The sequence below is a fragment of the Sporomusa malonica genome (assembly GCF_900176355.1).
GTDB lineage: Bacteria > Bacillota > Negativicutes > Sporomusales > Sporomusaceae > Sporomusa > Sporomusa malonica.
This window is the reverse complement of record NZ_FWXI01000043.1, coordinates 1-13497: the sequence shown is the minus strand read 5'-3', so window position 1 is coordinate 13497 and position 13497 is coordinate 1. Positions and strand designations below refer to the sequence as shown.

Annotated in this window: 13 protein-coding genes; 2 read left to right on the top strand and 11 right to left on the bottom strand. The window is 37.6% G+C overall.

From position 1 onward, the window contains the following. Positions 1-78: 78 nt before the first annotated feature. The 6 genes from B9A22_RS24240 to B9A22_RS24215 all read right to left on the bottom strand — a co-directional run bounded on the left by B9A22_RS24240 (position 79) and on the right by B9A22_RS24215 (position 6341). Positions 79-909: a hemagglutinin repeat-containing protein gene (locus tag B9A22_RS24240; RefSeq protein WP_176215682.1), complete on the bottom strand. Its 831-nt coding sequence runs from the start codon at positions 907-909 to the stop codon at positions 79-81. 28 nt (positions 910-937) lie between these two features. Continuing rightward, the gene (locus B9A22_RS24235; RefSeq protein WP_084578507.1) at positions 938-2476 is read right to left on the bottom strand and encodes an IS1182 family transposase; all 1539 of its coding nucleotides are present in this window, start codon (positions 2474-2476) and stop codon (positions 938-940) included. Positions 2477-2888: 412 nt separating this feature from the next. Then, positions 2889-3698: a hypothetical protein gene (locus tag B9A22_RS24230; protein WP_084578506.1), complete on the bottom strand. Its 810-nt coding sequence runs from the start codon at positions 3696-3698 to the stop codon at positions 2889-2891. A 5-nt stretch (positions 3699-3703) separates the two neighbouring features. Continuing rightward, on the bottom strand, positions 3704-4909 hold the full coding sequence (locus tag B9A22_RS24225) for a hypothetical protein (protein ID WP_084578505.1): 1206 nt from the start codon (positions 4907-4909) through the stop codon (positions 3704-3706). Continuing rightward, on the bottom strand, positions 4896-5381 hold the full coding sequence (locus B9A22_RS24220) for a hypothetical protein (RefSeq protein ID WP_084578504.1): 486 nt from the start codon (positions 5379-5381) through the stop codon (positions 4896-4898). The genes B9A22_RS24225 and B9A22_RS24220 overlap by 14 nt, the downstream gene beginning before the upstream one ends. 3 nt (positions 5382-5384) lie before the next feature. Next, positions 5385-6341, bottom strand: coding sequence for a hypothetical protein (locus tag B9A22_RS24215; protein WP_084578503.1), 957 nt, complete (start codon positions 6339-6341; stop codon positions 5385-5387). 775 nt (positions 6342-7116) lie between these two features. Here B9A22_RS24215 and B9A22_RS24205 point away from each other — a divergent pair. Then, complete coding sequence (locus B9A22_RS24205; RefSeq protein WP_176215681.1) at positions 7117-7644, top strand: hypothetical protein; 528 nt, start codon at positions 7117-7119, stop codon at positions 7642-7644. Between the two features lie 255 nt (positions 7645-7899). Further along, positions 7900-8565 carry a hypothetical protein gene (locus B9A22_RS24200; protein ID WP_084578500.1) on the top strand — a complete coding sequence of 222 codons (666 nt, stop codon included), beginning with the start codon at positions 7900-7902 and terminating at the stop codon, positions 8563-8565. A gap of 184 nt (positions 8566-8749) precedes the next feature. On the opposite strand, the gene B9A22_RS24195 is transcribed toward B9A22_RS24200, so the two are convergent. The 5 genes from B9A22_RS24195 to B9A22_RS24175 form a co-directional block, all read right to left on the bottom strand. After that, entirely contained in the window at positions 8750-9943 is a 1194-nt protein-coding gene (locus B9A22_RS24195; RefSeq protein ID WP_084578499.1) for an IS256 family transposase, read from the bottom strand. Between the two features lie 296 nt (positions 9944-10239). Next, positions 10240-10479 carry a hypothetical protein gene (locus B9A22_RS24190; RefSeq protein ID WP_084578498.1) on the bottom strand — a complete coding sequence of 80 codons (240 nt, stop codon included), beginning with the start codon at positions 10477-10479 and terminating at the stop codon, positions 10240-10242. Between the two features lie 2 nt (positions 10480-10481). Beyond that, positions 10482-10847: a hypothetical protein gene (locus tag B9A22_RS24185; protein WP_084578497.1), complete on the bottom strand. Its 366-nt coding sequence runs from the start codon at positions 10845-10847 to the stop codon at positions 10482-10484. A 195-nt stretch (positions 10848-11042) separates the two neighbouring features. Beyond that, complete coding sequence (locus tag B9A22_RS24180; protein WP_084578496.1) at positions 11043-11558, bottom strand: hypothetical protein; 516 nt, start codon at positions 11556-11558, stop codon at positions 11043-11045. Positions 11559-11580: 22 nt separating this feature from the next. Beyond that, positions 11581-13497 (bottom strand): polymorphic toxin type 43 domain-containing protein (locus tag B9A22_RS24175; RefSeq protein WP_176215680.1); only part of this gene is annotated, 1917 nt, incomplete at its 5' end.

Here is a 13497-nt window from a genome sequence, read left to right as displayed (position 1 = left end):
CCGCTGCTGTCTTGGCATTTTTTCACCCTCTTCTTCAGCATATCTGTAATTGAAGTTTTCGCCAAGACAAAGGAACCGTCACTTTGTCTTCTGCTGGACTTCGCCTGCTCGGTTTAAGTCGCCGGCGAGACTCTTTCCTGCATCTATTGCAGTTCCACCTAAAGATACAGTCAGCCCACTCTGCTTAAATTCATACTTATACTGGCTATCGTAGGTATTAGTGGTGTTGTCAACGGTCACATTTTTACCGATGATGTTGGTATCCTGACCACTAGCAATAAGGGTACCTTCGCTCTTAACGTTGTTACCAGCAGTGATATTGACGTTACCCGTAATGGAGCCGACCGTGCTGCCTATTTCGGCCTTGACTTGCTCGTTCAGCGTTGTCGTTGTCGTTGTCGTTGTCGTTTGCTTGCCGATCGTGAAGCCGAGGCCGCCACCGCTGAAGAGACCGGATTTTTTCACGCGTTTGTAGTGTTCGTCTTGTCCTGTTTCCTGGGCAGAAGTAATGCTTACGTCGTTCTCAGCATGAAGTGTTACATCGTTTGTGGCAACAACGTTACTTCCTTTAACGGTAAGATCTTTTCCTGAATTAATATCAACAGATTCACCCGAAATGGTGCTGCCCTTGACCTCGTTGACTAAGGAATAGTCGAGTTTGTCTGTTGTTTTAGATGACAAGAATCCACTTTTCTTCTTATGGGTTTGTACAAGAGATTCGTGTTTTTCTTTGACTTCTTGGATAGTAACATCGTTATCCGCGTCAATTGAGATCTTGCCGCTGTCGCTATAAATATTACTTCCGGCAATTGTGATATTGCCACTGTTGGCATTGGTTGCAACAGGGTTAACCGCTGTAAAAAGACAAAGGAAAAAGACAAAGAAGACAAAGGAACCGTCAGAAACCACTGATATATCCCTGTTTTTTTTAGTATATCTACATAAGTAGCATAGTCATTCTGCGATAGACTAGAAAATCGACGATTTGCCTCCCGGATTTATGACCACAAAAGGATATTAGTGCTGCTATCCTTTTAAGATTTACGGCCAAGGCCGTTAATTTGGCTTGCATTGACATGCTTTTTAGACCGTACCCTCGGGCACGGTCTAATCCGTGGAAACGCTTCATTTCCCCGTTTTTCCACTCATGACTGGCTCGTTTTTTGTACTTGAGCTTGAACTGATTAGTCTTAACCAATTGACTATGTTCATAATATTGAGCATTATGTTCACTGACGCTCAGTACTTTTTTCTTCACGTTCTGGCCAGCACATTCGAGCAGTTTGGGACACTGAGCACATTGCAATTTATCAAAATGATACTTATAAACATCATTTTTATTTTTGTATTTTTGGTGCACTTTCTTCCACGTGCTGTTGCCCATTTCACAAAACCACTGATCGCTGTCTTTATTGTAAGTAAATCTACTTTCATCTATTTTGTAGACACAAAAGTTTACTGGAATGATGGCTTCCACCGAGTCTGTTTGCAAGGTATCTAAGATTGGTTTTCGAAAATAAGCTTTATCTCCATACACCTCTTTGATGGTCAATCCACATGCTTTACTTCGCGTATAAAGTTCATCAAATTTGCTGCCATCTACATATGCGCCGCTTTCAACTGACACCGCAGTAATAATCCTCGTTTTAGAGAGCATTGCAAATTCTACTTTATAACCGTAAAAGCTGTCTGTTTGAGACTTATACCCTACACGGGCATCTTTATCTACAAGTGAACGAATTCCCTTTTGTGCAATAAATTTAGGATCTTGTAATATTTCTTTTGCTTCGTTAACAATTCTTTGGCTGTTGGGAAGAATGGAAAGATCTACATTGTTTTCGGCTTTACTAATCAGGTCTTCTACATATGTCTTCATAATTTGCTTCGCTTCGTTGTGGTCCTCTATGAGCTTGTAGTTGGGTACTTCGCCAATGAGTTCAGAGGGGATTTCTCCGTTTTCTTCCTCAATAGCCCTTATGATTCTTCTAGCTAGGTGCTTCATGATTCTTTCCGGAACTTTTTTAATTGTATTGGCGTTGGTATGAGTGGCGTCAACGCTCAGGCCTATATCTTTAACAATGCCTTTTTCTACGCATTGCCGGACCACTTCCTGGATAATATCATCCACACTTGTATCTTTTAATCGATGTCTCCTAAACTTGGTAAGTAGACTGGCTTCTGGCAGATCATCTTCAGGATTTAGTCCCAAAAACCACATATAGGCTAAGTTTAGTCTAGCTTCTTCAATGACTTTGACATCTGATAAGTTATATAGATATTGCAAAATAAGTAACTTCGCTAGCATTTCAGGCTCTTTAGCAGGCCGCCCCAGGTGCTTACAATATGAATCTTTCAGTAAATCGTTAATGAACCTAAAATCAACATTGGCAGCGATAGTCTTCAGAATATGGTCGTTAGGAATTTTGTCATAGAGCACGCTATATATGCTTAATTGGTGCGGCACATGTCTAAGCAAAGCAAATCCCTCCATTCCGGCAAATATCTATAGTTATATTTTACCATAATAGAGGGAGGATTGTTTATTTATTGACTTTTTCAGTGGTTTCGAACCGTCACTTTGTCTTTTTGAATTGCTTATCAAAGCTGGTGGCGTTGATGATACTGTGGATTTGACAGCGATTAATTTGGCATCCAGGGTGCGGAGCCGGTGGGTTTGGTTGCCGGGAAAGTGACGCTCAATCTCCAGGAAAATGCTGGTATAAGAAAAGAAGAATCCCACTCGTAAGACAAATTGTCATTATTGCTAGCGCGATTTTGATATTAGCTTTAATAATATTTAAGTATTTAGATAATTTTGTTGCCCTAGTTTTCTATTAGGACAACTTCCTTTTATTTCAAAGATATTTCCATCAATCGTTAGATCGCTGTCATTCTAATCTTGCAAATGCTTTGTTTGGAACCTTGATTAGTTTATATGCATCAGTAGACAATCTTCCTACGGCTTGTCGTGTATCACTATCTTTAACAGTTATAGCAATTATTACTTGGCAAGTACGTCCCAAGATTATGATACTTTTAAATAACTGTTCCATATCATTAATAATTATGCTATGTTGATCTGGCTCGTCAAACAAAAGTATGCTAGGATGATTTCCTCGCATTGAAAATGATGTTTGCATTAGTGCCATCGTGAAAGCCCAAATTGCTCGTATATTGTCACTAGCGGAGGAATCAAATTTCATATCAAACCCTTCTATTACAGGTAAATAAGATTCCAAAGAAATCTCAACTGTGTTTAAGTTAATAACACTTTTATAACCATAGAGTTTTAAATTGTTTACAAAATAAGATCTTAGCAATTCTATTTTTTTAATATCCAAACCTGTAAATTTATTACTTGGCAAGGTTGATTTTTCTTTTAAATAGTCTTCCCATTGCTTAGACAATTTCATAAGTTCCATCTTCTGAGTCATAATATTGTTTTTTAAACTATTGAGATTATTTAATTCGGATTCAATAGTCAACCTTTTATAAATAATTGATTCAGAGATATTTTCATTTGTAGAATATAGATCATTTCTGAGTGATTTAGCTAATCTCCTAAGTTTAAAAAGTTTACTTTCTAATTCCTGTAGATTTTGATTTAAAACCTTCTTATTTTCTTCATGACTTTTAAGCGCAAATTCAAGCATATCTTTTTGCGCTTCTAAATGACGAATATTTTCATCTATGCTCATAATTCTTATATTATTAGGATTTGGCAATAATGTATCTTGAATAGACTGATTACAAACAGGGCATATATATCTAATGATGAAAGACAGTTCAGTTCAGATCCTAAATTGCGAAGACGTGCAGCATCTTTGTTATTACGAATATCATTATTGATAATTTCAAGATTATTAATCAAACTTTTGATACTTAAATCTTCAGCTGCAGTCATATCTATGTATTGACGGATATCTCTTTCAAAAGTAGTCATTGACTTTTCAATTTCATTTAATTCTTCTTGAATTTGATCGAAATTATCAACTATTTTTGGGGTTAATTGCATTAAATTATTATACTCTATTTGAAGAGACGAAATATAATCTTCTATTGAAATATTTCCCTTATTAATACTGATCCTTGATAAGTCAGCTTCGTTTAAAATTCTAGGCGTAAGTGGTAAAGCATTAATACTACACAACTGCTTATTGGCGGAATCCTCAAGCAGTTGACCTAAAGCTCGCCATTTGGAGTTAATTTGGTTTTCTAAATTTCTCAAATGCTCTTTTTTCTTTTCGTTCTCCAATGTATCAAGGCTTAATATAAATTCTATAACGCGTTTTTTAGATTCTCTTATTCCTAAAATTGGCATACCAGAAAAAATATCTGCCCATCCATGTTTTTGCTCTATGAACATACATGAAAATATTAATTGTAAATATAGTTTTCTAGCTACATCATCAGACGCAGGCACTAAGGGTAATTCTAAATGCAAAAAATGTTCTAAAAAGTTATGAAACCCTTTGTTATTTGTTGCAGAATTAGGTAAATGTACATACATATCGTCAACTAAAATATTTGGTTGTCCAACATTCTCCATTGAAGAAAAAAAGACTGATATTAGCTTGCTATCTCTATTTTGCATTTTCGCTGCTCTAAAAACAGTAATTACAGTTTCTCCATTTGTAATCTCTAAAAATGCTCCTGACTCTAATACAGGTAAAATTAAGTCACCATCTTCGATTGATGTTTTATATACTGAAGTTAAAACTTTTTCACCACGCCCACCAATAATTTCTTCAAATCCGAAACAATAATATATTGCAGCTAAAATTGAACTTTTCCCACAAGTATTATCATTACTGGCAATGAAATTTAATCCATAATCAAAACTTTCATCTATTCCGTAAATACCTTTTTCTGTCTTAAGTTCTATTCTTAATCTATTAATTTTTAACATTGGAATACCTCCAATATGATATCAGCGCTTTGATTTTATCCTCTGTCAATTTATTTGATAAACTAGTTAAAATACTTTTTTCATTAACCATTAAATCTTCTATATTATGGATTTTTTTTACTAGACTCTTTCCCTTTTCCGTTAATCTAAATAATCCATTTTGCTGTTGAAAGATTAATGATTCTGTTATTGCATATTTAATTGCACGATTAACGGCTGGATCAAATCTAATTAATGTATAACTTGTTAATCTATCTTCTGCAAAAGCAACCAATTCTTCCATATCATCTTTAGTACAAAGGCCTACAGAAATCATATGTAATTTAAATATTGAACAACCTCCACGCCCACAGCACATGGAAATAATTAAACATAATTGCGCCATTTTGTAGCTTATTCGGTAATTATACGGTACGGCATCTGGCTTAGCATCAAAGAGTATTTCGTCTGTTAGAAGAAGATTCTTTTTCATAATTCACCTACTCTTAAATTGCATAGAACAATCTGCAAGCCAACCACTAATTAAATCGATTTTCAATTCCATAACAGATGCCGTCGTTAAATATTTAAATTGATTTTCTAATTTATTCTGAAAATCATCAAGTATTTCATTAAATAAGATTGCGTTAATAGAACTATTGGTATTCATTTTCGTTTTTAGAGATACTTGTTTCTTATATGCTTGTTCTAACATATAGATATCCTCGTAAACTTCTGTATAAGATACTCGTAGTATCCTAAATATTTCAAGTCCTTTAATATATGACTCAATATACGTATTAACTACTGAATTATAATCTTCATCAGTTTCATCAACATTACCCATAACAGCTTTAACCTTTCTTTTTATATTATTAGCTTTATCAGAATCACATTTTGACCAATCTGGAGCAGCAGTATGATAAATTGCAAAGTTTAGTTTTGTATCTGTTATTGTATTGCGAATTATTCTTGAAATTTCCACTTTAAAATCCTCGGCCTGCTTTATGACTATTACAAAATCATCATCAATATAGCTATAATCAGCAGGCTGTAAATTTTTCAAATTTATAACTTCTCTTCTTTTTGTTTCAGCATGTTGTAGTATTCTTGAATCTTTGTATTGAGGAATTACAAAATGCCACTCTTTAATTGGAGGTACCCCTAGCTCTTTTAATCTTACCGCATATTTAGTAGAAGTTAATTTGTTAACATCTGCTGTCATTTTATCTCTTAAGTGGTTATACAATTCATCATCAGTATATTCCCGTTCAGGGCAATAACACTGATAAACTCTACCAGCACGTGTAAATCCTTCAATACCTGCATCACCTCCGTGTATAGCCGGTATTTCAGTATAATGTTCGTCTTGATATTTCATACGATAGCATGAATTACAAAGTTCTTCCCATGAATCACCATCTAAGGATCCATCTAAAAAGTCTAGAATCATTATCTATACCTCACCCAGAATTTTTATTGAAATTGATTTAATCTTATTAGGACTCCGACTTAGTACATTTATATCAACCATAAATTTAGTCTGTGAACATACATATCTCACTTGCGCTAATTGAAAAATTTTATATACATTTAATATAATTATTTCTTTGTCCATAAAAAAAAATTTTTCATTTATTTGAGGATAAATTGTACTAATCATATATAGGTTTCATCCTCCTTTTCGTTACATAAATGCTAATTTTTTATAAATTTATTATATTAAACTAAATTTTACACTATTTCCCGAGATTTGTAACATGTTAAATAGTAAACTTTGTACAATATAACTGTAAAAAATGTTAGTTGCAGCAAAAATACAGCACTGCATTCGACAGACTGTGTTTTTATTTATATCAGAACTGACAGCATTTCCCACATCATGACAAATAAGTTGATGTAGGCTAAAATTAGAAACACTTTGCCGAACATTGTAACTAAAAGTACCCATATTTTTTCTGCCTTAACGGTTCTCCTCCATATATCTTAAGACCCAGCTAATATTTTCTTGGCAATATCTCCAACAGCTCTAAACGCTTCTTCACAAAAAAGACGCGCTTATTCCTGTTTTAGTTGAATTATTTCTTATCGAATATCTTACCTAAAGCATTTACTGCGCCAGCAGGATCACCGAATGATACTACCAGAAGAGGAAGAATTCATCCCACATCGCGGATTATAGGGAGCTTCATGGGTTTGAATACTAAAAACGAGAACTTAAGAAATTTTTGGAAAATAGCGATATTTATTCTAGAGATGTACTACTTATAAGGAGATGGAAATCAACCATGAATTTGTCTGGGCTTTCATCATTATCGAATAACTTGACTTCGTGTGGACGAACTGAATCCCAGTTAGAGCAGGATTCATCTGGAAATTCACAAGGATGGAAATACGTTACTGTCAAAGTTGGGGATACGGTTTATACATATATAGTCATTGGGAAAAATATGAAGGTTTTGATTGGCTCGACTTCTGACGACGAGGACAAAGATAAAAAGAGTGCAGGCGATAAAAAAGATGCTAATCATTCGGATAAGTTAAATGAGGCAAAGCAAAGTGATGATAATAAACTGGGGATAGAGAAGAATAATTTTCTTATGGACCACCGCATGCTCGGCCTGACCGGATTTTATCAGAAAAAGTTACGGGAAATGATGAAAAACATGGAGGATCAAATTGCATACAATAAGATCGATTATGTTGATACAAAAAAGAAGTTCGAAAGTAATAAGGATGAATCAGAATCTAATTAAATTGTCTTAAACAGGATTTAGTGCCTTTTTGTGATACTCGGGATTTTATTAGACCAATTAGCCTTAAAATTGCCGGAAGCCTAACCGGGCAATGACCCCACAAGTCAAGCCGATGATGATTAAACAAGCGTAATTTAGACATACTAGTGGGATTGTAGTTCTAGACACTATGTAACTTAGAACCTAACTTCAATTCTTTACCATAACCACCCCTGAAAGAAATCAGTTTTTGTTAGGCATATGGAGGTAATATAAGTGCTGCTAACCGAAAAATATCCAAAAGAACTCCAATTACTCACGGAGTTATTTTCGAAAAGAGTTTACGCTCCTCAATTAGAAAACCTAAACGCACTATATTGCTTTGCCGAAGAAAAATGGGAAGAAAATATCTATCGGCTTCAATCAAAAAAGGTCCAGATTAAATATCTTTTAATCGGCGAAGCCGCTCCCCCTGCTAATTCTAAAGAGACATCCAATTATTTTTACGGCGATCAATGTACAGGCCCGTGGTGGAACGCTCCCACTGGAGCATTCGCAACGTACGCAGAAAACAGACAGATTTCGCTCGATATACTCGCCAAAAAGCAATTCTTACTCATAGATACTATGCCGTTCGCAGCAAAATTCACAACTCCAATCAGAGCTTCCAACAAGATACCTCGACCAACCTATCTTGAGTTAGTGTCGCTATGCTTAGAGAGTTACCTAAACCACAAGTTAAATGATCCGCGTCTTACTTGGGATTCTGATGTAAAGCTTGCTTTTAGTGTTATGTACAATGCAAAAGCAGTAATCGCCGCATTACCAAGCGGATTACTGCTTCCTACAGGACAGACTATATCGCTATCAGAAGATCTTTTAGCAACCAATGCATCTAACTTTCCTTCAGCAGATAGACTTCGGGATGTTTTCGGTTTATAAACAAATTCATTTAGGCCTAAGCTAGCGCTTATCATTTTGTAATGTTGAGTTGTTTTGGTAATGGATATGGGGGTAGTTGTCCGTTTTGTGGCAGTAATGAATCGAAGTCATTCTGATTGACGAGATTTGATTGGTACCGTCAAGATTATTTCGCAAATTAGTTTGCAGTCTTTATTAAGTAAAATCAGTCAGCACTAAAATCCGACTCAAGGCCGGTAGTTTCTAAGTGTTTCATATTCATATACTTTTTGCTGCCCCACTGGGTACCTGCAACGTGACGGAGGCGGGCGCAGACTAACATGAGCGCAGATTGGCCGTCGGGAAAAGTACCGACTACTCTTGTCCTGCGCCTGATTTCTCGGTTTAGTCGCTCAATCACATTGTTGGTGCGAATTCTCGTCCAATGCTCGGAGGGGAAGTCTGTATAAGTAAGCGTTTCATTGATACTAGTTTCTATTTTAACAGCAGCTTCTTTGAGCTTCATTTCTCTCAGTGCTTGAACGACCTGTTTAGCCTTCTCTTTGGCTGCAGCTTTGCTTTCCTGGGCATGAATTGCTTTGAGCATTTTAGCTACTAGCTTAATTTTGGATCGAGGTACTACCGAAAATACATTCCGATAGAAATGGACAGTGCACCGCTGGTATTTGGCTTCTGGAAACACATCATAAACCGACTCCAACATACCCAGGCATTTGTCTCCTATAACCAAGTTCACGCCAGTTAAGCCACGGCTTTTCAGCCATTTAAAGAATTCAGTCCAACTGGCCTTATCCTCCTTCATACCCTCTGCCGCCCCCAGAACCTCACGGTAACCATCTTCATTGACTGCAATGGCTCCAAGTACGCTCACGTGTTCATATTCACCGCCCCAATTGCGACGTAGGTAAATGCCATCCACATAGATATAAGGATATTTCCGGCCCTGCAAGGGGCGGTTTCTCCATTCTTCTATGTGAACATAGGCTTTTTTATTTAACTCGCTGATAGTGGAGGGAGATACCTTGCTTCCCCATAATGCCTCGGTAATATCCTCCACCCGTCGGACAGAGACGCCTGCTAGATACATTTCAATGAGAGCTTCTTCTACAGAGCTTTCCCGGCGGCGATACCGTTCAATGATAGCAGTTTCGAAGGGGATTCCTTTGAGTTTGGGGACTTTGAGGGTTACATTTCCAGAGGTAGTTGTCAGATTTCGGTCGTAGTGACCAGACCGATAGCCCTGACGTGACTCGGTACGCTCATATTTCGCCGCTTGAGTCAGGTCTTTGGCCTCCTGATCCAGTAAATTATTTAATGTTTCCTCTACGCTGCTGCGCACCAGTTCTTTCAGTTCTACCTTGATGATTTCCTCATTCAACTGTATAATTTTCTTGGACATGTTTGCAGTTCTCCTTTCGGTAAATGGTGTGTGGTAACTTCATTTTACCTTTGGACTGCAAACTTGTCCTCTTTTTTGCCTTAATTCAATTTGCGAAATTTATTGTACCTTATCGTTGTTCGTTCTCTAGACGACACCTGAGATAGAAAAAATGGTCAGTGGATTTTTTTACGTCCACTGACCTTGTTTTTGTTTGGTTAATTTTTCAATGATTTTTAGTTGTTTCGAATCATCTCTTTACTGCCTTCAAATTCACGTTGAACTTAGAGTAAGGCAGTTTTTCGTCTCTCCAATTGTTACTCATCATTAGAAGTTGTTACAACAATAATATCTGTTGAATTAGCCTGCCATTCAATGTCCCAATCACGAAAATGCGAATGACACAATTCTTCCTTGACAGTAACCTTACTATGCTGTTCTTTTACATTTAGTAAAAATTTGATTATCTTATCTAATTCTTTAATGTCAGATTGAAACGTAACCTCTTGTAACTCTATCAAAATTTCACTATCTTTTTGATATCCAAATACTTTCACAACTATTCCTCCACTATCCACCCATTATCTTTCAACCATTCTTTTGTTTTGTTACTTGGTTTAGGCGTTCCGTTGTGAGCATCATGTATTGTTCCGTCATTATTTAGAGATGTTCCATCGTTAAAATGAACATGTGGTTTTTGTCCTGGGACATGAGGTTTATCTACTCTATCTACCTCTTTTGGCGCTTGTCCTTTTTCAACCTGCCTTTGTAAGCTACCAGCTGAATCTCCTTTTGCCCACAGCACTATAGAATCAACTGTATTTCCAATAAAGTCTCCAGCACTATCTACCCAACCGCCTACTGTAGTAGACCAAGATGCTACAACTTGTCCTTCTTTGTTCAGAATACGGTTTTGTTGATCCACTACATAACCCGCAAAAAGTAATGCAGCCGAAAGAACAATTTAAGTTTGCTGGCTGCAGAATTTACATTATGTAGTCTGTTTCGGGGTTCCACATTTCTTAGGAGGCAATGACATTGAAGGATTTCAGTGTCATTGCCTCTAGTCTCCGTCGTTTTGCGGTGAGTTAGGCAGAGTTCTGCAACGAGAAATGCTATCCTAAAAATCCATTCGTTTCAATTCTTTCTTCGCTTTTTGCCGCAACTTTTGAGATGCCCATTTCGCGGTCTCCAACTTAGTTAGAGAATCCCTTAAATGTTGTTTCTTTTCAGGTAACAACTCATCGTACCACTCAAAGGCCTTTTCAGCCCAATGTTTCGTCCCAAACTCAAGTCCTGATCTAACTATATCAGTAAAAGGAAAGATGTCATCAATGTTTGTACTAACATCTAAAGACTTATTAAAAACCTCAGCTACCTCACTTCTAATATCATTCAGCGGTTGTTCTAATAGGCTGACCAACCGCCAAAATGAGCCTGCTTCACTTAGAATATATAAGCACGATTTGGCTTCAACTACCCATTTCCCTTCCTGCTCAACACCTAATAAGAGTCCCGCAGGATCGCATTTTAATATTGGATACCATTTTACCTTCTCTCCAGATTCGTGCACAATAGACTCTTTGCAGCTAACATCTGAAGATATTGCGCTTAGTATGGACCTTGCATCAATCATAGACACCTCCCCTCAATATCTACTACTGGCCTACTGTATGAACCGCTGGAAGTCCGTAGCTTTCCATCACTTCCATGAACTGTTGTCTTACTGCTGGCGTCCAATTTTTCCAGAAATGTCCACTTGCTTCGTTTGTAAGTATTTGACCATTAGCTCCACGACTAAAAATTCCACCAACTACTGTAGTCGTATCTGCATTTATTGTATTTGCTAATGCAGCATGTTTTCCTTCGCCCACAAGAAATGTGTTTGTTTTAGGATCAAATACAAACTCAATCGCGCCTTCTTTCGGATAGTAATTTCTAATCGCTGCAACTGATTGAGATGATGAGTTTACACCAAGAACGCCCGGAGCAGGCCCTGAGCCACTCCAAGTTGGAACAGCTTTACTCGCTCCCTTTAAAGCCGCAATCTCAGTAAATATTTTACCAGTCACCGTTTTGATTCCGCTAGTAAATCCTTCTACGGCTTCACGTGCATCCTGCAAACTTTCTACTTCTTGCTGTAGTAAAGCGTAATAATTAGGATCATCTTGGGATTTGCCCATCATCTTTAAGGTTTCTGAAGCCGTCTGCACGTCTCTAACGAATTGCTCTTGCTGTTGCTGGTTCTTAAATGCATTTATCCTGTTACCTAGTTCTTTAAGTAGATCAGGGGAAGACTTCCCGCTGTCTACTAAATTTTGGTTACCATTGGCTACTGAATTATTTAGATCACCAGTTAATTGGTCATATTGTTGCTGATTCTCTTCTTGTTTGTCTTGTAATTGTCTTTGACTATGTTCGTGATCAGGATCGAGTGTATTATTCTTTGTTCCACTCACTGCAGTAGACGCACCGGTTTGAGAATTACCTCCGACCACACTTGCCGCAGCAGCCCCTATAATAGCACTAGCCCACTGATGGGCAGCAGTGTCTTTAATTTTGGCCAATTCGCTTTGAACTGCTTCGTTCACCGCGGCTCCTGTTGCCCCGGAAGCAAAACTACCACCACCGAGATTAGCCATTAAACCTCCAGCCATTACGTTAAGAGCAACTTTAGCCGAGCCGCCTTCACTCCATTTACTTGAGAGTGCATCAGCCTCGTTTTTTAAATTCGTGCCTTCTTGATATAGCTGCTTAGCTAATTCAATATTACCAGAATTTAGCGCCTCTTGGGCAGCAGTAAATTTTTCTGTTGAATCAGAGTACTTATTCTTAGCTTCTTTTTGATAAGAAGCTGCTAAATCACCTATTGCTTTATAGGCTACTTCGCCAAACAATTGGGCTAATTCCTGTTGTTCTTGTACAGTCTTCTTATCAAAAATCTTACCTAAAGCATTGATTGCTCTTGCTGGATCACGACTTAACCCACTTAAATCTTGGTTCGGATTGCTTCGTACTTCGATCGTTCCTGGAGATATTGCTGATTTTGTAGTACTGCTATCTTCTCCTGAGGCTGTTACACCAATATTTGGAGTTAAACCTAGGTCTTTTTTAGCTACCTCCTTGCCATTAGCGTCCTTACCTGCTGCGTAGCCAACTCCACTACTACTCGCCTGATACTTGGCTCTATTCTCCAGATTCGAGAAGGTTATTGTACCGGTTTTTAAAGCATTCTTAACTGCGGGAGCCTCACTGGAAATGACCGCACCCTTAAGGTCAGTGTTCTTTTCTACCGTGATGTCAAAACCATCTTTTCCGGCGTAGATACCAGCCTGTTCAACAACGCTGTTGTATTCGGAGTTGGTTTTCCCTTTACCGATAGAACCATGAGTACCACTTATTTTTCCGGTACCAAAACCAATCCCTGCACTCTGATTCTTCGCTCTAAAGGTGTCGCTGTCCTGCTGACTTTCAATATTAAGATTGCCACCTATATCGGCCACAACTTTTTCGCCTTTGACCTGGGAGCCAATAATATTGGTATCGTTTCCAGACTTTAGTGTCGCTGTGCCGCT